The sequence below is a fragment of the Dermatophilaceae bacterium Soc4.6 genome (assembly GCA_039889245.1).
GTDB lineage: Bacteria > Actinomycetota > Actinomycetes > Actinomycetales > Dermatophilaceae > Lapillicoccus.
Genome location: JAZGVH010000002.1, coordinates 3,102,667 through 3,121,402 on the forward strand (window position 1 = coordinate 3,102,667; position 18,736 = coordinate 3,121,402).

20 protein-coding genes and 1 pseudogene are annotated in these 18,736 nt (G+C 72.9%); 12 read left to right on the forward strand and 9 right to left on the reverse strand.

All coding sequences use genetic code 11. The annotated features are described in order from the left end of the window. Positions 1-9 precede the first annotated feature (9 nt). The 7 genes from V3N99_14420 to V3N99_14450 all read right to left on the reverse strand — a co-directional run bounded on the left by V3N99_14420 (position 10) and on the right by V3N99_14450 (position 6,171). Positions 10-900, reverse strand: a complete 891-nt coding sequence (locus V3N99_14420) for an A/G-specific adenine glycosylase (GenBank protein ID MEO3937934.1) — start codon at positions 898-900, stop codon at positions 10-12. A 25-nt stretch (positions 901-925) separates the two neighbouring features. Continuing rightward, entirely contained in the window at positions 926-2,002 is a 1,077-nt protein-coding gene (gene disA / locus V3N99_14425) for a DNA integrity scanning diadenylate cyclase DisA (protein MEO3937935.1), read from the reverse strand. A gap of 102 nt (positions 2,003-2,104) precedes the next feature. Then, entirely contained in the window at positions 2,105-2,527 is a 423-nt protein-coding gene (locus tag V3N99_14430; GenBank protein MEO3937936.1) for a VOC family protein, read from the reverse strand. Positions 2,528-2,537: 10 nt separating this feature from the next. Continuing rightward, positions 2,538-2,990, reverse strand: a complete 453-nt coding sequence (locus V3N99_14435) for an AraC family transcriptional regulator (protein MEO3937937.1) — start codon at positions 2,988-2,990, stop codon at positions 2,538-2,540. Then, complete coding sequence (radA, locus tag V3N99_14440) at positions 2,987-4,417, reverse strand: DNA repair protein RadA (GenBank protein ID MEO3937938.1); 1,431 nt, start codon at positions 4,415-4,417, stop codon at positions 2,987-2,989. Before radA ends, V3N99_14435 begins: the two co-directional genes overlap by 4 nt. Before the next feature lie 162 nt (positions 4,418-4,579). Beyond that, positions 4,580-5,281, reverse strand: a complete 702-nt coding sequence (locus V3N99_14445) for a class I SAM-dependent methyltransferase (GenBank protein ID MEO3937939.1) — start codon at positions 5,279-5,281, stop codon at positions 4,580-4,582. Next, positions 5,278-6,171: a hypothetical protein gene (locus V3N99_14450; protein MEO3937940.1), complete on the reverse strand. Its 894-nt coding sequence runs from the start codon at positions 6,169-6,171 to the stop codon at positions 5,278-5,280. The genes V3N99_14445 and V3N99_14450 overlap by 4 nt, the downstream gene beginning before the upstream one ends. Before the next feature lie 108 nt (positions 6,172-6,279). Between V3N99_14450 and V3N99_14455 the strand changes: the two genes are divergently transcribed. The 5 genes and pseudogenes from V3N99_14455 (at position 6,280) to V3N99_14475 (ending at position 10,570) form a co-directional block, all read left to right on the forward strand. After that, on the forward strand, positions 6,280-7,209 hold the full coding sequence (locus V3N99_14455) for a Ppx/GppA phosphatase family protein (GenBank protein ID MEO3937941.1): 930 nt from the start codon (positions 6,280-6,282) through the stop codon (positions 7,207-7,209). Positions 7,210-7,289: 80 nt separating this feature from the next. Then, the gene (locus V3N99_14460) at positions 7,290-8,039 is read left to right on the forward strand and encodes a sugar phosphate isomerase/epimerase family protein (GenBank protein MEO3937942.1); all 750 of its coding nucleotides are present in this window, start codon (positions 7,290-7,292) and stop codon (positions 8,037-8,039) included. 80 nt (positions 8,040-8,119) lie between these two features. Next, entirely contained in the window at positions 8,120-9,655 is a 1,536-nt protein-coding gene (locus V3N99_14465; protein MEO3937943.1) for an NAD(P)/FAD-dependent oxidoreductase, read from the forward strand. A gap of 10 nt (positions 9,656-9,665) precedes the next feature. Next, the gene (locus V3N99_14470) at positions 9,666-10,250 is read left to right on the forward strand and encodes an NUDIX domain-containing protein (GenBank protein MEO3937944.1); all 585 of its coding nucleotides are present in this window, start codon (positions 9,666-9,668) and stop codon (positions 10,248-10,250) included. A 122-nt stretch (positions 10,251-10,372) separates the two neighbouring features. After that, positions 10,373-10,570, forward strand: a pseudogene (locus tag V3N99_14475) (Fic family protein). A gap of 576 nt (positions 10,571-11,146) precedes the next feature. On the opposite strand, the gene V3N99_14480 reads toward V3N99_14475, so the two are convergent. Then, on the reverse strand, positions 11,147-11,953 hold the full coding sequence (locus tag V3N99_14480) for a maleylpyruvate isomerase family mycothiol-dependent enzyme (GenBank protein ID MEO3937945.1): 807 nt from the start codon (positions 11,951-11,953) through the stop codon (positions 11,147-11,149). 72 nt (positions 11,954-12,025) lie between these two features. On the opposite strand from V3N99_14480, the gene V3N99_14485 reads away from it, so the two are divergent. From V3N99_14485 to V3N99_14510, 6 genes are all read left to right on the forward strand, one after another. Beyond that, positions 12,026-12,757 (forward strand): ABC transporter ATP-binding protein, encoded by a 732-nt coding sequence (locus V3N99_14485; protein ID MEO3937946.1) that lies wholly within the window; start codon positions 12,026-12,028, stop codon positions 12,755-12,757. Beyond that, positions 12,754-13,488: an ABC transporter permease gene (locus tag V3N99_14490; GenBank protein MEO3937947.1), complete on the forward strand. Its 735-nt coding sequence runs from the start codon at positions 12,754-12,756 to the stop codon at positions 13,486-13,488. Before V3N99_14485 ends, V3N99_14490 begins: the two co-directional genes overlap by 4 nt. A gap of 114 nt (positions 13,489-13,602) precedes the next feature. Next, the gene (locus tag V3N99_14495) at positions 13,603-14,550 is read left to right on the forward strand and encodes a proline dehydrogenase family protein (protein MEO3937948.1); all 948 of its coding nucleotides are present in this window, start codon (positions 13,603-13,605) and stop codon (positions 14,548-14,550) included. Positions 14,551-14,621: 71 nt separating this feature from the next. Further along, positions 14,622-15,440: a pyrroline-5-carboxylate reductase gene (gene proC / locus V3N99_14500; protein ID MEO3937949.1), complete on the forward strand. Its 819-nt coding sequence runs from the start codon at positions 14,622-14,624 to the stop codon at positions 15,438-15,440. Further along, the gene (locus tag V3N99_14505; protein ID MEO3937950.1) at positions 15,437-15,949 is read left to right on the forward strand and encodes a GNAT family N-acetyltransferase; all 513 of its coding nucleotides are present in this window, start codon (positions 15,437-15,439) and stop codon (positions 15,947-15,949) included. The genes proC and V3N99_14505 overlap by 4 nt, the downstream gene beginning before the upstream one ends. Before the next feature lie 58 nt (positions 15,950-16,007). Beyond that, entirely contained in the window at positions 16,008-16,547 is a 540-nt protein-coding gene (locus V3N99_14510) for a GNAT family N-acetyltransferase (protein MEO3937951.1), read from the forward strand. 388 nt (positions 16,548-16,935) lie between these two features. On the opposite strand, the gene V3N99_14515 is transcribed toward V3N99_14510, so the two are convergent. Beyond that, a complete protein-coding gene (locus V3N99_14515) occupies positions 16,936-17,499 on the reverse strand; it encodes a TetR/AcrR family transcriptional regulator (GenBank protein ID MEO3937952.1) in 564 nt (187 codons plus the stop codon). Between the two features lie 74 nt (positions 17,500-17,573). Here V3N99_14515 and V3N99_14520 point away from each other — a divergent pair, with 74 nt between their 5' ends. After that, entirely contained in the window at positions 17,574-18,734 is a 1,161-nt protein-coding gene (locus V3N99_14520; GenBank protein ID MEO3937953.1) for an acyl-CoA dehydrogenase family protein, read from the forward strand. The last annotated feature ends 2 nt before the right edge of the window (positions 18,735-18,736 follow it).

Genomic DNA, 18,736 nt, shown 5'->3' on the forward strand with positions numbered 1-18,736 from the left:
GGGGGGGGGTCACACGGGGAGGCGGAACAGGTCGCTGGCCAGCGGCTCCACCAGGCCGTCGGCGACCAGGGTGTCGAGGCAGCGCAGCCGCTGCTGGTGCGCCGGCCAGGCCTGCGCCAGCCGCTCGGAGCTGACGGGGTCGCTCGACTCGCGCAGCACCGAGAGCAGGGCTCCGCGGGCCTGGCGGTCGGTGCCCTCCCACGACTGCGTCCGCCGCACCGGCCCCTCGTAGGCCGGTCGGCCGGCGAGCTGCCACGCACACAGGTCGGCGACGGGGCACTCCCCGCACCGCGGGTTGCGGGCGGTGCAGACGAGGGCGCCCAGCTCCATCGTCGCGACGTTCCAGACGTTGGCGGCCCCGGTCTCGGGCGGCATGGCGGCCAGGGCCAGCTCACGCTCGGCCCGGTTGAGTGAGGGCGCCGCCTGCGCCTCGCCGTCGAGGATGCGCACCAGCACGCGGCGCACGTTGGTGTCGATGACGGGTGCGGGCAGCCCGAAGGCGAAGCAGGCGACGGCGGCCGCGGTGTAGTCGCCGACCCCGGGCAGGGCGAGCAGCTCACCGAGCGAGCTCGGCACCGCACCGTCGTGCCGCGCCACCATCGCCGTCGCTGCCTCGTGCAGCCGCAGCGCCCGTCGGGGGTAGCCGAGCCGGGCCCACGCGCGCACGACGTCGCCGGGCGAGGCGGCGGCCAGCGCAGCCGGGGTCGGCCAGCGATCCACCCACTGCCGCCAGATCGGCTCGACCCGGGCGACCGGGGTCTGCTGCGACATGACCTCGGAGAGGAACACCGCCCACGGGGAGGTCTCCGGATGGCGCCAGGGGAGCGGGCGGGAGGCCGCGGCATACCAGGGCAGGAGACGGGCGTGGAGGGTGGCGAGGTCGGGAGCGAGGCGGTGCATGGGTCGGAGCAGGCGCAGCCGCCGGTCAGACGTAGCGCTCGAGGATGCTCGACTCGGCCAGGCGGGACAGGCCCTCGCGCACCGCTCGGGCACGGCCCTCGCCGACGCCCTCGACGTCCATGAGGTCCTCGAGGTTGGCCGACAGCAGACGCTGGAGCGAGTCGAAGTGCTCGACGAGGCGGTCGACGATGGCGCCCGGCAGTCGCGGCACCTTGGTGAGCAGGCGGTAGCCGCGGGGGCTGACTGCGCTGTCGAGCGAGTCGCCGACGACGCTGAAGCCCATGGCGCGCGCGGGCGCGGCGAGGTCGAGCAGCTCGGTGCTGCTGAGCAGGACCAGCTGCTCGAGCGCCTCGTCCATCGTGCGGTCCGACTTGGTCACCCACAGGTAGTCGCGGATGACCAGCTCGCGGTCGTTGCCCAGGCCGCCGGTCAGCTCCTCGAGCTGCATCCCGAGCAGGCGGCCGTCGGTGCCGAGCTCGACGGCGTAACCGGTGATCTCCTCGCTGATCCGCCGCACCATCTCGAGCCGCTGCACCACGCTGGCGACGTCGCGCACGGTGACCAGGTCTTCGATCTCGAGGGCCGACAGGGTGCCGGTCACCTCGTCGAGACGCGACTTGTAGCGCTCGAGGGTCTGCAGGGCCTGGTTCGCCTTCGACAGGATCGAGGCGCTGTCCTCGACGACGTGCCGCCGCCAGCCGACATAGAGCTGGATGATGCGCATCGACTGGCTGACCGACACGACGGGGTAGCCGGTCTGGATCGCGACGCGCTGGGCGGTGCGGTGGCGGGTGCCCGACTCCTGGGTCTCGATGCCCGGGTCGGGCACCAGCTGGGTGTTGGCGCGCAGGATGCGCGTGCCGTCCTGGTCGAGCACGATGGCGCCGTCCATCTTGCTCAGCTCGCGCAGCCGCTGCGCCGAGAACTCGATGTCGAGGGGGAAGCCGCCCGAGCAGAGCGAGTCGACGAGCCGGTCGTGACCGAGCACGAGCAGGGCACCGGTGCGCCCGCGCAGGATGCGCTCGAGCCCGTCGCGCAGCGCCGTACCCGGGGCGACCGCGGCGAGCGTGGCCCGGAGGAGGTCGTCGTCACTGCGTTCCATGGTGGGCAAGGGTCGCTTTCGTCACAGATGGGGTGCGCCTGGTGCTCGCCGCAGTCTATAGAGCACGACCCCGTATGCCGCGTTGAGCGCACCGCCGGGGTGTCACCCCGCCGGCCGACCCGTGATGTTGCCGACCCGCAGGTTGTTGCCGAAGGGGTCGCGGAACCCCATGTCGCGTCCGTAGCCCATGTCGGTCGGGGGCTGCGTGATGTCGACTCCTGCCGCGACGAGCTCGGCGTGGACGGCGTCGACGTCGTCGACCTGGAAGGCGAGCCAGCCGCCCCCGGCGCCCTTGCTGACCAGCTCGCGGACGCTGTCGGCGGTGGCCGGGTCGTGGGCGGGCGGGCCGGGCCGCTCGAGGAGGATCTCGCGGGTGTCACCGGGGACCCGGACGGTGAGCCAGCGCATGACACCGAAGTCGATGTCGTCGACCAGCTCGAGACCGAGCACGCCGACGTAGAAGTCGAGGGCCTGGTCCTGGTCGAGGACGTAGAGGGAGGAGAGGCGGGTGGAGGAGAGCTTCATACCCGGGACGCTAGAGGGTGGGGCGGTCGGGGCGCTTCTCCGAAATCGACGTCTCGCCGGGCGGGTCCGACCCGGCGAAGGAGGCCGGACGGCCCCAGGCCATCGCGAAGCAGCCATGGGTGGGCGGCAGCGGCCCGCGGGCGCGGTGGGCGGTCGGCGTCTCGCCGACGATCGTCGTGAAGAGGCGCCCGAAGGTGCCGAGGCTGGTGAAGCCCACGGCGTGGCAGATGCGCAGCACGTCGTCGTCGGTGGAACGGAGCAAGACCATGGACCGCTCCACCCGACGCCGCTGGAGGTAGCGGTGGGGCGTCTCGCCGAAGACGGAGCGGAAGGTGCGCACGAGGTGGTCGGGCGAGACGTGGGCGAGGGCGGCCAGGGTGGGCAGGTCGAGCTCAGCCGCGTAGTCGCGGTCGATGGCGTCGCGCACGCGCAGCATCGTCCGGTTGGTGACCTCCCGGCTCATGACCTCGCGAGCCGCTCCGAGATCGCCGGCGACGCAGACGCCGCTGGCGATGGGGTCATGAGGGCGGTGCCGACGGCCCGGGCGATGTCGGGCAGCTCGATCACCCGCATGCCGTCGGGCATCGGACCGGACCCGAGCACGCCGGTGGGCACGAAGGCGGTGCGGAAGCCGAGGCGGGCCGCCTCGGCCAGACGACGGGGGATGCCGGTCACGGGTCGGATCTCGCCGGCCAGCCCGACCTCGCCGAAGGCCACCGAGTGCGGCGGCATGGCCAGGTCGACGGCCGAGCTGGCGAGCGCGAACGCGGTCGCGAGGTCGGAGGACGGCTCGGTGAGCCTGACCCCTCCGACCGTCGCGACATACGCGTCCTTGGCCCCGATCGGCACCCCGGCGCGACGCTCGAGCACGGCGATGATCATCGCGACCCGTGACGAGTCGAGACCGCTGGTGGTGCGCCGGGGCGAGGGCAGCTTGGAGTCGGCGACCAGCGCCTGCACCTCGGCCACGAGCGGCCGTCGTCCCTCGAGGGCGACGGTCACGCAGGTGCCGGGCACCGCCTGGTCGCGGTTGGACAGGAACAGGCCGCTGGGGTCGGTGAGCCCGACGATGCCGACGTCGGAGAGGTCGAAGCAGCCGACCTCGTCGGTCGGCCCGTAGCGGTTCTTCACCGCCCGCACCAGGCGCAGGCGGGAGTGCCGGTCGCCCTCGAAGCCGATGACGACGTCGACGAGGTGCTCGAGCACCCGGGGCCCGGCGATCGAGCCGTCCTTCGTGACGTGACCGACCAGCAGCACCGACGTGCCCCGCGACTTGGCCGACGCGATGAGAGTGGCCGCCACCTCGCGCACCTGCGCGACGTTGCCGGCGGCCCCCTCGATCTCGGCGCTCGCGATGGTCTGCACCGAGTCGACGATGACCAGGTCGGGAGAGAGCTGCTCGATCTGGCCGAGCACCGTGGCGAGGTCGGTCTCGGAGGCGAGGAACAGCGAGCTGGCCATGGCCTCGATGCGCTCGGCCCGCATCCGCACCTGCGCGGCGGACTCCTCGCCGCTCACGTAGAGCACCGTCGCGCCCTCGCGGGCGGCGCGGGCCGCGACGTCGAGCAGCAGGGTCGACTTGCCGATGCCCGGCTCGCCCGCGACCAGCACGACGGCCCCGGGCACCAGCCCGCCGCCGAGCACCCGGTCGAACTCGCCGACCCCCGTCGGTCGGGCCGCAGCCTGGCCCACGTCAACCTGACCGATGCGCACGGCCGGCCTCGCGACCGACGCGGCGGCGGTCGTGCGCGACGCCACCGCCCCGATCTCGCTCACCGACCCCCACGCCTGGCACTCCCCACAGCGCCCGACCCACTTCACGGTCGTCCAGCCGCACTCGGAGCAGCGGTAGCCGTTGGCCCGTGCTCGGGTCGCCGTCTTGGTAGCCATGCGCACAACCTAGGCGAGGGCACCGACAGGGTGTGGGGGTGCACCGACCAACCGGCACGAGCCCGGTTGGTCAGCCTGTTGACGCGTGAATGCGGACTCGCGCCGGCTGGTCGGCGCAGGCGTCGCCTCGCGCGAGCTCGTGGCGCTCCCCCGACTGAGCGCTCAGTACCGACGCCACCGCAGGGCGACGGCGTAGTCGGCCCCGGTGCGCTGCCTGTCCTCCTCCAGCACCATCTGCGCCTGCTCCGGCGCGAGCTCGAGGCGCACGACCTGCTCGAAGTCGACGCGCGTGTCGAAGGTCCACTCGATGTCGAGCCGCTCCACCTGCCACCCCTGCCGCCGCCAGAAGCGGTCGACCCCCGCAGGGTCGTAGGACGGCAGCGACCGGCGGAACCACCGCCCGAAGGTCGACCGGCTCGCGTCGTTGTCGATGACGAAGGCGGTGCCCCCCGGGCGCACGACCCGCTCGAGCTCGGCCAGCCCCGGCTCGCACCCGGGCCCGAAGAAGTAGGCCCAGCGGGCGTGCGCGACATCGACCGAGGCATCGGACAGGCCTGTGGCGGCTGCGCCGGCCTGCAGGACCCGCACCGACGGCATTCCGGCAGCTCGGGCGCGAGCCCGCTCCACCAGTGGTGGGTGCGGCTCGACACCGACGACCGAGCGGGCGTCGGCGGCGAAGCGCGGAAGGTGGAAGCCGGTGCCGCAGCCGACGTCGAGCACGTCTCGCCCGCGCCAGTCGGCGATCGCGCGCATCGCCGACTCGATGACGCCGGCCCGGTCGACCCCGAGGTTCTCCACCTCGTAGAGCAGCGGCGCCCCCCAGATGTTGGGGCTGGGGATCGCCTCGTCCGGGGTGGGGGTCACCGCTGCGGGGCGTCCTGGGTGTCGTCGTCCGGCTCGCCGGCCCCGCGCTCGCCCTTGCGCAGGACGTGGCCCGTGGCGACCGCCCGCAGGTCGTTGTCGTGCGCGGCCATGGTGGCGGGGTGCACGAGCAGGGGCAGCAGCTGGCGGTTGCCGGTCTGCCAGGCCGAGCGGACCGCCCGCAGGTGCGCCTCGCACCGGACGACGAGCTGGTCGTATGCCGCCTGCCCCATGAGCTCGACCAGCTCGGCCTCGTTGGAGCGGTAGACCGGCTCGCGGCCGACGTGGGCCTCCGAGTTGCCGGAGCAGTACCAGTCGAGGTCGTGGCCGCCGGGACCCCAGCCGCGGCGGTCGAACTCCGTGATCGTCACCTCGAGGTAGGTGCTCTCGTCGGGCTGCTCGACGGTGCGGTAGGACCGCCGGATCGGCAGCTGCCAGCAGACCTCGGGCTTGAGCATGGTCGCGGGCAGGCCCTGGAGCACCGCGTGCTGGTGCAGCGAGCAACCAGCGCCGGCGGGGAAGCCGGGGCGGTTGAGGAAGATGCACGCCCCGTCGACGATGCGGGTCTTGCGCACGCCGTCCTCGAGCTCGGTCCAGCTGTCGCGCTTGAAGCCCTTGGCGTGAGCGGCGTCGTGGTGCTGCCACTCGTCGGGGCCGAGGGTCTTGGCGATGTCGCGCACCCGGCGGTAGTCGGCCTCCTCGGTGAAGTGGGCGCCGAGGGTGCAGCACCCGTCGTCGGGGCGGTCGGCGTAGATGCCGGCGCACCCGCTGCCGAAGATGCACGTCCAGCTGGAGGTCAGCCACGTGAGGTCGCAACGGAAGCGCTGGCCGTCGTCAGCGGGGTCGGTGAACTCAACCCAGATGCGCGGGACGTCGAGGGGGACTTCGGGCACGGCGACACCTTATGGCGTGGAGTGGTCGCCGTGCGCCCGCCCCCGCTCCATCCGGCATCACCGACCTCACTCGACGCTGTGTCGAGTGAGGGCCGGTAGCGTGGGGTCATGCGCCTCGGAGTCATCGACATCGGCTCCAACACGGTCCACCTCCTCGTCGTCGACGCCCACCCCGGCGGTCAGCCCCTGCCGGCCTCGTCGCACAAGCTCGAGCTGCGGCTCTCGGAGGGCATGCTCGAGGACGGGTCCATCGGGCCGGAGGCCGCCCAGCGGCTCGTGGACTTCGTCGGGGAGTGCCTCGCGCTCGCCGAGGACCAAGGCGTCGAGAGCACCCTCGCCTTCGCCACCTCGGCCCTGCGGGAGGCGCCGAACGGCGACGAGGTGATCGAGCTGCTCGTGGCGGCCACGGGGGTCGACCTCGAGGTGCTCACGGGGGCCGACGAGGCCCGCCTCACCTTCCTGGCCGTGCGGCGCTGGTTCGGCTGGAGCAGCGGGCGGCTGCTCGTCGTCGACATCGGCGGCGGCTCGCTCGAGCTCGCGACGGGCATCGACGAGGAGCCGGAGGCGGCAGTGAGCCTGCCGCTGGGGGCCGGGCGCGTCACCCGCGACCACCTGCGCGGCGACCCGCCCGGGCCGCGCGAGGTGGCCGACGCCCGTCGCCACGTGCGCACCTCGATGGCCCGCTCGCTGCGCCCCCTGCTGGTCGGGGGCCCGCCCGACCGGGTCGTCGGCACGTCCAAGACCCTGCGCTCGCTGGCCCGCATCGCCGGTGCCGCACCCCGAGGCGACGGCGCGTACGTCGCCCGGCAGCTGACCCGTCAGGCGGTCACCGACATGGTGCCTCGCCTCGCCGGCATGACGGCCGACCAGCGGACGCGCCTGCCCGGGGTCTCGCCGAGCCGCGCCCAGCAGCTGCTGGCCGGTGCGCTCGTGGCCGACGCGGCGCTCGACCTGCTCAAGGTCGAGGCCCTCGAGATCTGCCCGTGGGCGCTGCGCGAGGGCATCATCCTGCGTCGCCTCGACCACCTCGTCGGGTGACGCAGCGCCAGGGTGCCGAGCTCGACCCCGAGCCTCAGCCCCAGCACGGAGGCATCCGGGTCAGCCTGTCGACCTCGTCGATGTACCCCGAGAACTGCGCCGCCTCCTTCGCCGCCGCCGCCCACCTCGGCTACGACGGCGTCGAGGTCATGGTCTGGAACGACCCGGTCTCGCAGGACCCGGAGGCGATCCGCGCGCTGAGCGAGCGGCACGGCGTACCGGTCGTGTCCATCCACGCGCCGACCCTGTTGCTGACCCAGCGGGTCTGGGGCCCCGACCCCTGGACCAAGGTCGACCGCTCGATCGAGCTCGCCCAGGAGGTCGGGGCGCGCACCGTCGTGCTGCACCCGCCCTTCCGCTGGCAGCACCCCTACGCCGAGGAGTTCGTCGCCGGGGTCGCGTTGCGCGAGCAGGCCAGTGGCATCACCGTGGCGGTGGAGAACATGTTCCCGTGGCGGGCCCGCAGCCGCGAGATGGAGGCCTACCTGCCGGGATGGGACCCGGTCGGGCTCGACTACGCCAGCGTGACGCTCGACCTGTCGCACACCGCGACCGCCGGCTCCGACGCGATGGCGATGGCGCGGGCGCTCGGGGAGCGGCTCGCGCACGTGCACCTCGCCGACGGCCTGGGCTCGACCCGCGACGAGCACCTCGTGCCGGGCCGCGGCACCCAGCCGTGCGGTGAGCTGCTCGAGTGGGTTGCCAACAGCGACAACGGTTTCGTCGGTGACGTTGTCGTCGAGGTCAACACCCGCAAGGTGTCGCCGACCGAGCGGGAGGGCGACCTGGCCGAGGCCCTCGCCTTCGCGAGGCTGCATCTCTTCGCCTGACCCGCTCATGTCGCTCAGAGTCAAATGTCTGTCGCGCACAGTCAAGTGCCGCCACCCTGCCACCCGTCACGATGGGTCGTATGACGACCCCTGCGAGCCCGACCAGCCCGACCGGCCCCGACCCCACTCCGCCGGAGCACCTCGACGTCGTGATCGTCGGGGCCGGGGTCTCCGGCGTCGACATGGCCTACCGGCTGCAGGAGTCCCACCCGCACCGCACCTACGCCATCCTCGAGGGGCGCGAGCAGATGGGCGGCACCTGGGACCTCTTCCGCTACCCGGGCATCCGCAGCGACTCCGACATCTTCACCTTCGGCTTCCCCTTCAAGCCGTGGGAGGGTGACCAGGCGCTCGCCGGTGGCACCGAGATCCGGGAGTACGTGCAGGAGGCGGCCCGCGACTTCGGCATCGACGCCCACATCCGCTACCGGACCCAGGTGGTGTCGACCGACTGGGACAGAGCGCAGGCGCGCTGGGTGCTGTCCCTCGACGTCACCGACGCGTCGGGGACCACCCGCCGCACCCTGACGGCCGGCTTCGTGGTGATGGCCTCCGGCTACTACCGCTACGACGCGGGCTACACGCCCGACTTCGCCGGCCGCCAGGACTTCGCCGGTCAGGTGGTGCACCCGCAGCACTGGCCCCAGGACCTCGACGTGCGCGGCAAGAAGGTCGTCGTCATCGGCTCGGGCGCCACCGCCGTGACGCTCGTGCCGGCCCTCGCGGAGCTGGGCGCCGACGTGACCATGCTGCAGCGCACGCCCTCGTGGATCGTATCGATCCCCAGCAAGGAGAAGCTCGCTGCATCACTCCGGGGCAAGCTGCCGGCACCGGCCATCCACCGCGTCCTGCGGGCCAAGAACATCGGCGAGCGCATCGTGACCTACTGGTTCTGCCGCACCTTCCCCACCGTGGCGCGTCGGGTGCTCAGTGGCGCGGCGGAGCGCATCGTCGGCCAGGACGTGGTCGCCGAGCACTTCACGCCGACCTACAACCCCTGGGACCAACGCGTGTGCGCGGCGCCCAGCGGCGACTTCTACACCGCCCTGCGCGACGGCCGCACGAGCGTCGTCACCGACCACATCGACCGCTTCGTGACCGGCGGCATCCAGCTGAAGGGTGGTCGCACGCTCGAGGCCGACGTCATCGTCACGGCCACCGGGCTGCAGCTGCAGGCGGCTGGCGGCATCGAGGTATCCGTCGACGGCCGGGCGGTCGACCTCAGCCAGCACGCCATCTGGCGAGGCGCGCTGGTGAGCGGACTTCCCAATCTGGCCATGGTCATCGGCTACGTCAACAGCTCGTGGACGCTGCGGGCCGACCTCACGGCCCGTCTGGTCTGCAAGGTGCTGGCGCACATGGACGCGAACGGCCTGCGGGCCGTGGCGCCGGTGGTGCCCGCCGGGCTGGGCTCGCGCCCGGTCATCGACCTGAAGTCCAACTATGTCGCCCGCTCGATCGGGGCCTTCCCCCACGCCGGCGACCGCCGCCCGTGGACCGTCCCCCAGAACTACGTCGTCGACCGCGCGATCAACCTCGGCGGCAAGCTCGAGCAGGACCTCGAGCCGTATGAAGCCACCCCCGCTCGCGAGCTCGCGCGGAGCGTCACCGGCTAGCGTCTGGGAGGTGACCCACGACTCGCCGTCCGCCGTCGTCCCCCCTGCAGACCGGCCCCGCCGCTCTCGGCGGGCCATGCGGGTGCTCGTCGTCGACGCCGACGGCCGCGTGCTGCTCTTCCGCGACAGCGACCTCGGGCTCGACCCTGTGCCCCACTGGTGGATCACCCCCGGAGGTGGCGTCGACCCTGGCGAGACCGACGAGCAGGCCGCCGTGCGTGAGGTGCTCGAGGAGACCGGGTTCGTCGTGGAGGAGGGCGAGCTCGTCGGCCCGCTCGCCACGCGAACCGTGGTCCACGGCTTCAGCGACGTCGTCGTCCACCAGGACGAGGCCTTCTGGGTCGTGCGCGTGCCGGTGGGCGAGATCAGCACCGCCGGCCACACCGAGGAGGAGCAGCTGACCATGACGGCGCACCGGTGGTGGACGCGGGCCGAGATCGACGCCGTCGACCCTGCTGACCCACGACCCTCGACTGGCTGGGAACCGTTGTGGCCGAGCGTGATCGGTGACCTGCTCGATCTGGCGGACCAGTGGTCGGCGGCCACCGACCCGGCGGATCTCGGGGTGAGCGAGGAGTCGACGGTGCCGGCGTGACCTGAGTCGGAAGGTCGCTCCGTTCGCCGCGGTCCTGCTGCGCAGCGAGTCGGCAGCCAGCTCGCAGATCGAGCAGCTGTCGCCTCCGCCTGAAAGATCGCCGAGGCCGAGATCAACGGGACCTGGAGCGCCCACGCGGAGCAGACGCGGACTTCGTGCCGCCGGTCGCCGAGCGGGTGCCGGGGTCGATGGACGACCTGATGGCCTTCGTCGACCGCGACGACCGCCCGGTCCTCGCCCAGGCGGCCGTCGCGCACGCCCAGCTGGAGACCGTCCACCCCTTCTCCGACGTCAACGGGCTCACGGGACGGGCACGCCTGCAGGCGATGCTGCGGGGCAAGGGCCTGGTCCGGCACGTGTCGGTGCCGGTGAGTTCTGGCCTGCTCACCGACACCGCCGGGTACTTCGCCACCCTCACGGCCTACAGGGAGGGTGACGTGGGGCCCATCGTCTCGTGCGTCGCGCGCGCCTCGTTGCTCGGCGTCGAGCACGGCCGCGCGCTCGTCGCCGACCTCGAGGCGGTCGAACGCGGCTGGGACCACAAGACCCGCAACATGACCTGGCGCGCCCAGGACGTCCAGCGGTCTCCCGGACACCTACCTGTCCGTTTCATCCCACCGTCCACCGGGACGTTCCGGACAGGTGGGTGTCGAGAAGACCGTTGCCCACCTTTGGCCCCGGCTCTTGCCCGGACTCAGCCCGCCGCGGACGGCACCGGCGCCCCCGCCGACCGGCCGCCCGCACCACGAGCGCGACCGCGCACAGCACCGCCCTCCCGACCGTCACCGCGGTCCACCCGCCTCGCCCCCACAGCAGCAGCGCCTCCGGCGACGGCGAAGAGCATGGTCCGCCCCCGTGTCATGACCGCGCGTCGGCTGTGGACTCTGCGGGCGCGCTCACAGGATGCGCAGCTGCGCGCGCCACTGCGCGAGCACCTCCGGGTCGGAGCACTCGAGCGGGCTGTCGGTGGGCTCCCGGTTCCACAGGTGCAGGTAGAGCGGCACGGCGTCGGCGACGAGTCGCACGTCGTACGAGGGGCGCTCGTCTCCTGGTGCCAGGGCCGTCGTCACGACCGGCTCCCCGCTGACCTCCAGCAGCCAGCCGTGGCCCGTGTCGCTGGTCTCCACCAGCAGTGCGTAGGGGGTCGTCGAGCGCAGCCGCTGAGTGCGGCGGGGCACGAAGCCCGAGAGCAGCTCGTCGAGGCCGTCGACCGCCAGCGGCGGGCGGACCCAGACCTCGCCGACCCGCGGCAGCCGCCCTAGGCGCGCAGACATCGCGTCGACGCCGTGCACGGTCGTCTCGTGGGCCTGCCGTCGGGTCCAGGCCATCCGCGGAGCGGGCGCGTCCTTGAGGAAGAAGAAGACCTGGGCGTCGACCGGGGTGTCGACGATCGTCTGCAGCATCGCCTTCACCTGCTCGTCGTACCAGTCGTAGGGGTCGGCCCCGGTGAAGCCGCACTCGTCGCGCACCGACTGCGGGGCGGGCACCTCGATGGTGCCCGCGTCGACTGGTGCCGACCCGCGCAGGATCGACGCGGTCCAGCGGTGCACGAGGCCGGTGTGCAGCACGAGGTCGCTCACCGTCCAGCCCGGGCACCCCGGGACAGCGGCATCCGCCCCGGCCAGCCGGGCGTTCTCGCGCAGCACGGTCGCGGCGGCGCCGATGGCGTCGCCGTACGAGTCGAGATCGAGGTGTGCGGGCATGCGCCGCAGCCTACGGAGGGCCAGTGGCCGAAGGTCCTTTACCCACCCGTCGACCGGCGGGAGACTGACGTGGTGAGCACCTCCGGCTCGGCCTCCGCGACAGCCGTCGTCGTCGAGCACCTGCGCGTCGTGCGAGGTGGCCTCGAGGTGCTGCCGGACCTCAGCGTCGAGGTGCCGACCGGCCGGGTCGTGGGCCTGCTCGGCCCGAGCGGATCGGGCAAGTCGACGCTCATCCGGGCCGTCGTCGGCGTGCAGGAGGTGGCCGGCGGCAGCGTCACCGTGCTCGGGCACCCGGCGGGCTCGCCAGCGCTGCGGCACCTGGTGGGCTACGTCACCCAGGCGCCGAGCGTCTACGACGACCTGAGCGTGCGCGACAACGTGCGCTACTTCGCCGGTCTGGCGGGTGCGGCCCAGGGTGCCGCGGAGGCCACGCTCGCCGAGGTCGACCTCACCGACCACGCGGGTCACCGCGCCGGCGCGCTCTCCGGCGGGCAGCGCTCGCGGCTCTCGCTCGCCTGCGCCCTCGTGGGCGACCCGCAGGTCCTCGTGCTCGACGAGCCGACCGTCGGCCTCGACCCGGTGCTGCGGCGCGACCTCTGGGCGCTCTTCGCGCGGCTGGCGGGGCAGGGCCGCACCCTGCTCGTGTCGAGCCACGTCATGGACGAGGCCACGCGGTGCGACCGGCTCCTGCTGCTGCGCGACGGGCGGCTGCTCTGCGACGAGACGCCCGCGGGGCTGCTCGAGCGGACCGGTGCAGCCGACGCCGACGAGGCCTTCCTGCGCCTCGTGGAGCCGACGTCATGAGCGCCCACCTCACGCTGCTCACCGCCGGCCGGGTGCTGCGTCAGCTGCGGGCCGACCCCCGCACCATCGGTCTGCTGCTGGTGGTGCCCTGCGTGCTGATCGGCCTGCTCGCCTGGATCTACGACGGCACCAGGGTCTTCGACCGGATCGGACCGGCTCTGCTGGGCGTCTTCCCGTTCGTCGTGATGTTCCTGGTGACGAGTGTCGCCACCCTGCGGGAGCGGACGAGCGGCACGCTCGAGCGGCTCCTCACCACCCCGCTGCGCAAGGCCGAGCTCATCGGGGGCTACGCCCTCGCGTTCGGTGCGGCTGCCGTCGTGCAGGCGCTGGTCGCGGTCGGCTTCTCGGTCTGGGTCTGTGGACTCGACATCACCGGCCCGACCGCCCTGCTGGTGGTGGTCGCCGTGGCCGACGCCGTGCTGGGCACCGCCCTCGGACTGCTGGCCAGCGGCTTCGCCCGCACCGAGTTCCAGGCCGTGCAGTTCATGCCTGCGGTCGTGCTGCCGCAGTTCCTCCTCTGCGGGCTCATCGTCCCCCGGGACGACCTCCCCGTGGTCCTGCACTCGCTCTCCGACGTGCTCCCGCTGTCGTATGCCGTGGACGCCATGACCGCGCTCACCACCTCCTCGGCCTCGGCCCCCACGGCCGGCCGCGACCTGCTCGTCATCGCCGGCTTCGCCCTCGTGGCCCTGGCCCTCGGCTCGCTCACCCTGCGCCGCCGTACGCCGTGAGGGCTAGATTGGGCCGTATGGAGCGTCGTACGGCCGAGGTCGTGCGCGCTCCTTGCGGTCAGGGGCCCACCCGGGCCTTCCGCCCCGTCCCTCACCCCCTGGAGGATCCCGCTCGTGCAGCTCAATGACGTGCTCCGCTCCACCCTGCTGCAGCTCGCGTCCTCGACGGCGGTGCGCGACACGATCGAGAGGGCGCCGGTGAGCCGGGGGGTCGTGCGCCGTTTCGTGCCCGGGGCGGCGACCGAGGACGTGCTGCGCGCCACGGCCGAGCTGCAGGCGACGCAGCGGACGGTGACGATCGACTACCTCGGCGAGGACACCCTCGACGTGGAGCGGGCGCGGGCGACCAGGGACGCCTACCGCACGCTGCTGGCCCGGCTGGCCGACCAGGGCGCGACGAGCGACGGGCGCGCCGAGGTCTCGCTCAAGCTGAGCGCCCTCGGGCAGTCGCTGCCGGCGGACGGCGCGAAGATCGCGCTCGAGCACGCCCGCGAGGTGTGCCAGGCGGCCGCCAACGCGGGTACCACCGTCACGCTCGACATGGAGGACCACACCACGACCGACGCCACCCTCGCGTCCCTGCGTGAGCTGCGGCAGGACTTCCCCTCCGTCGGTGCCGTGCTGCAGGCCTATCTGCACCGCACCGAGGCCGACTGCCGGGACCTCGCGCACGCGGGCAGCCGGGTGCGACTGTGCAAGGGCGCCTACAAGGAGCCCGAGACCGTGGCCTTCCAGGGCGCCGAGGTCGACAAGTCCTACGTGCGGTGTCTGAAGGTGCTCATGGCGGGGGACGGCTACCCCATGCTCGCCACCCACGACCCGCGCCTGATCGAGATCGCCGCCGCGCTGGCGGGCAAGCACGGCCGCGACCCGCGCTCGTTCGAGTACCAGATGCTCTACGGCATCCGACCCGAGGAGCAGCAGCGCATCGCCGACCGCGGCGACCAGATGCGGGTCTACGTGCCCTATGGCGACGAGTGGTACGGCTACCTGATGCGCCGACTGGCCGAGAAGCCGGGCAACCTCGCCTTCTTCCTCCGCGGGATCGCCACGCGCGGCTGAGGTCACGTCGCCCGGCTCCTCACCGCCGGACGAGTCAGCCCCGGGGGGCGAGGATCTCGCATACTGGCGCCATGACGACTTCGACGAGCACGACGGCGATCTTCGGTGCAGGCGTGATGGGCGAGACCCTCCTCAGCGGGCTGCTGCGCTCGGGGCGCCCGGCCGACGAGCTGGTCATCACCGAGCGCCGCCCCGACCACGCCGCGATGCTGCAGGAGCGCTACGGCGTGAGGGTGCTCGACAATGCCGACGCCGCCGACGCCGCGACCGTGCTGGTGCTCGTCGTCAAGCCGCAGGACATGGACGGTCTGCTCGCCGAGGTCCACGACCGGGTGCGGCCCGGCGACCTCGTCGTGTCCCTGGCGGCGGGCATCACGACGGCCTTCCTCGAGGAGCGGCTGCCCGAGGGCTCCTCGGTCGTCCGGGTCATGCCCAACACCCCCGCGCTCGTCGACCAGGGCATGGCGGCGATCTCGCCCGGGCGGCACTGCACCCCGGAGCACCTCGCGCAGGCACGGGCGCTGCTCGAGTCGTGTGGGCGGGTGGTCGAGGTGGTCGAGAAGCACCAGGACGCGGTGACCGCGATCTCTGGCAGCGGCCCGGCCTACATCTTCTACGTCGTCGAGGCCATGGTCGAGGCCGGAGTGGTGCTGGGGCTGCCCCGCGCGACCGCGAGCGAGCTGGTGGTGCAGACCCTCTTCGGCGCCGCGACCATGCTCAAGGAGACGGGGGAGCACCCGACGGTGCTGCGCGAGCGGGTCTCGTCGCCGGGGGGCACGACCGTGGCCGCCCTGCGCCAGCTCGACGACCACCGGGTCCGCGCCGCCTTCATCGACGCCATCGAGGCCGCGTCGCGCCGCTCGCACGAGCTGGCCTCCGGCATCGGGTGAGCGGCGCGGGACCCGTCCCGGGGGTGCGCCGGCTGGGGCCCGAGGACTGGGAGACCTACCGCGCGATCCGGCTCGAGATGCTCCGTGACAGCCCGGACGCGTTCTGGACGTCCTACGACGAGGCCGCGGGGCTCGACGAGGCGACGTGGCGCGAGCGCCTGACCGGGGGTGGCACGCTGCTCGCCGAGCTGGGCGGCGAGCCGGTGGGCTCGGTGACCACCTGGGCCGGACCGCCCGGGGAGGACGAGCCGGGCCTGACCAACCTCGTGGCCATGTACGTCTCGCCCTCGGCCCGCCGTCGCGGCGTGGGTGCGGCCCTCCTGCGGGCCGCGCTGCTCGAGGCGCGGGCGCAGGGGCGGCACGTCGTCCACCTGGAGGTGGCGAGCAGCAACCACGGGGCGCGCTCGCTCTACGAGCGGACCGGCTTCCGGGCGACCGGGGTCACGCGGCCCCATCCTCGACGTCCCGAGCTGCACGAGGCGCAGCTGGAGTGCCGGCTCGGGGGCTGAGGCGACGACTGACCGGGTGGGATGCCCCGCGGGCCGTCCTCGTGACACATTAGGGGCCATGACCGACGCAACTGTGCGCCCGCTGGGCGAGGACGACTGGCAGGAGTACCGCACCGTCAGGCTGCGGTCGCTGCGCGAGTCGCCGGAGGCCTTCGCCGCCGAGCTGACCGAGGAGGAGGCCTTCGACGAGGCCTTCTGGAGGCTGCGGCTGCGCCGCTCGGTCCGTCTGGTGGCCGAGCAGGACGGCGAGCACGTCGGCATCGTGTGCCTGGGGCAGGCGCACAACGACGAGGGCGAGGTGCCCGAGGTCGGGGAGATCTTCGGCCTGTGGGTGGCCCCCGAGGCGCGAGGCTCAGGGGTCGCGACCCAGCTGATCAAGGCCGCCTCGTCGCAGGCGGCGGGCCACGGCAGGTCGCACGTGGCCTACTGGGTGGGGGTGGAGAACTTCCGCGGGGTCGCCTTCGCCAGCGGCATGGGCTTCCGGCCCACCGACTTCCGGCGCGAGATGCGGCTGCCCGACGGCACCGACCTCGAGCAGACCGAGATCGCGATGATCCTGCCGCTGGGCGAGGACCGGGGCACACCCGCGCACCTCTGAGATCCAGCCGTCGCCGTCCCACCCCCTCCGCGTGTTGCGGCCGGCCCCGCACTTACGGGTTTTTTGTCCGCTTCGAACCGGCGCTCGCCGCAACAAGTGGGTCGCGGGTCAGGGGTCAGGAGGGGGACCACGCACGAGTCGGGTTCCGCCGGCCGACCCCTGCACGAAGGCCAGTCCGGTGGGGTCGTGGCGATGTCGCTGCGCTGCCACCAGGCGGCGCTGGCGTCGAGCGACCAGGCCGCGGTCGCCATGAGGGCGACGGCCCCCCGGAGGCGTGGCCCGTGGCGCATCCAGCGAGTCACGAGGTTTCTCCAGCGAGCTCACACCGACGCTCGGAGGCAAGCGGCCACGGCCTGCCGCCGTGGCGTTTCCCGGGGCTGCCCGTGGATCAGCGGGGGCTGACTGCGGCGGTGAGGAGGTCGGCCAGCGCCCGGTATGCCGCCGCGTCGTCAAGGCCGGTCGCCTCACCGATGCGCCCGGAGTTGATCGCCTCCATCACCTGACCGGCGACGGCGCCGACGAAGGTCGCGTCGACACCGCGCCGGGTCGTGGCCTCGCGCACGAGCTCGCGCACGCGGTCGGCGGCGAACTCGGTGTTGCGGGTGTAGGTCTCGCGGGCGGGGGCGAAGGCGTCGAGGTCGGCGAAGAAGGCCGGTGAGGCGGGGGAGAGCTCGTCGGAGATGGCGAGCAGGTAGGCGCCGAGCCGCTTCTCGGGTCGTGACGTCGCGGCCAGCCGGGTCTCGACGCGGGTCGTGGCCCGGCGGAAGAAGGCCCTCACGACGGCGACGATCATCTGCTCCTTGCTCGGCCCGACGGCGTAGAGCGTCGACTTGGAGCAGTGCAGGCGCGCAGCGAGCGCGGTGAGGGTGGTGTCGCGGAAGCCCTCGGCGAGGAAGAGCTCGACCAGCTCGTCGAGGAGGGCGGCGGTGCGCGGGGTCACGCTCGTCGGCATACGTCGGACAGTACCAGAGGACGCTCTGGGGTACAGTGCGATGTACCGCCATCACCGACGACCCGGAGGTCACCGTGCCCGCCGACCGCTTCCTGCCCACTGACGAGGCCGCAGACCTCATCGCGCTCACCCGCGAGATCGTCGACAAGGAGCTGCGACCGCGGGTCGACGAGGCCGAGCGCACGGCGACCTTCCCCCGCGAGGTCTTCCGCACCCTGGGCAAGGCCGGGCTGCTGGGACTGCCCTACCCCGAGGAGGTCGGCGGCGGTGGCCAGCCATACGAGGTCTACCTCCAGGTGCTGGAGGAGATCGCGTCGGCCTGGGCCAGTGTCGGGGTGGGTGCGAGCGTGCACGCGCTGTCGTGCTTCGGCCTGTTCACCGCAGGCACGCCCGATCAGCAGCAGCGGTGGCTGCCCGAGATGCTTGCGGGCGACCTGCTGGGGGCCTACTGCCTCTCCGAGGCGCACGCCGGATCCGACCCGGCAGCCATGCGTACCAGGGCCGTTCGCCAGGGCGACGACTACGTGATCACCGGCACCAAGGCGTGGGTCACCCACGGCGGCGAGGCCGACTTCTACAAGGTGATGGCCCGCACCGACAACTCAGGCGACACCGGTGGCCGCGGCATCAGCTGCTTCCTCGTGCCCGCCGACAGCCCCGGGCTGACCGCTGACACCCCCGAGGACAAGATGGGCCTCATGGGGTCGACCACTGCCTCGATGCTCTTCGACGGCGTGCGGGTGCCGGTCGAGCGCCGGCTGGGTGCCGAGGGCCAGGGCCTGCCGATCGCGTTGGCCGGCCTGGATGCCGGGCGCCTCGGCATCGCCGCGGTCGCCGTGGGCGTCGCCCAGGGTGCGCTCGACGTCGCGGTCCGCTACGCCAAGGAGCGCGAGACCTTCGGCAAGCGGATCATCGACCACCAGGGGCTCGGCTTCCTGCTCGCCGACATGGCCGCGGCGGTCGACTCGGCCCGCGCCACCTACCTCGCAGCGGCCCGCCTGCGTGACGCCGGAAGGCCGTTCGCCCGTGCCGCCTCGGTCGCCAAGATGGTCGCCACCGACAACGCGATGAGGGTGACCACCGACGCCGTACAGGTGCTCGGTGGCGCCGGCTACACCAGGGACTTCCCCGTCGAGCGCTACATGCGTGAGACGAAGGTCATGCAGATCTTCGAGGGGACCAACCAGATCCAGCGGCTGGTCATCAGCCGCCACCTCGCCCACGAAGGAGCCTGAGC

Excerpts from the sequence above, each read along its gene's own strand:
- V3N99_14510 (MEO3937951.1), top strand. The coding sequence starts at position 16,008 with ATGACCGACGCAACTGTGCGCCCGCTGGGCGAGGACGACTGGCAGGAG.
- radA (MEO3937938.1), bottom strand. The coding sequence starts at position 4,417 with ATGGCTACCAAGACGGCGACCCGAGCACGGGCCAACGGCTACCGCTGC.
- V3N99_14430 (MEO3937936.1), bottom strand. The coding sequence starts at position 2,527 with ATGAAGCTCTCCTCCACCCGCCTCTCCTCCCTCTACGTCCTCGACCAG.
- proC (MEO3937949.1), top strand. The coding sequence starts at position 14,622 with ATGACGACTTCGACGAGCACGACGGCGATCTTCGGTGCAGGCGTGATG.
- V3N99_14455 (MEO3937941.1), top strand. The coding sequence starts at position 6,280 with ATGCGCCTCGGAGTCATCGACATCGGCTCCAACACGGTCCACCTCCTC.
- V3N99_14465 (MEO3937943.1), top strand. The coding sequence starts at position 8,120 with ATGACGACCCCTGCGAGCCCGACCAGCCCGACCGGCCCCGACCCCACT.
- V3N99_14480 (MEO3937945.1), bottom strand. The coding sequence starts at position 11,953 with ATGCCCGCACACCTCGATCTCGACTCGTACGGCGACGCCATCGGCGCC.
- V3N99_14460 (MEO3937942.1), top strand. The coding sequence starts at position 7,290 with ATGTACCCCGAGAACTGCGCCGCCTCCTTCGCCGCCGCCGCCCACCTC.
- V3N99_14435 (MEO3937937.1), bottom strand. The coding sequence starts at position 2,990 with ATGAGCCGGGAGGTCACCAACCGGACGATGCTGCGCGTGCGCGACGCC.
- V3N99_14420 (MEO3937934.1), bottom strand. The coding sequence starts at position 900 with ATGCACCGCCTCGCTCCCGACCTCGCCACCCTCCACGCCCGTCTCCTG.
- V3N99_14515 (MEO3937952.1), bottom strand. The coding sequence starts at position 17,499 with ATGCCGACGAGCGTGACCCCGCGCACCGCCGCCCTCCTCGACGAGCTG.
- V3N99_14490 (MEO3937947.1), top strand. The coding sequence starts at position 12,754 with ATGAGCGCCCACCTCACGCTGCTCACCGCCGGCCGGGTGCTGCGTCAG.
- disA (MEO3937935.1), bottom strand. The coding sequence starts at position 2,002 with ATGGAACGCAGTGACGACGACCTCCTCCGGGCCACGCTCGCCGCGGTC.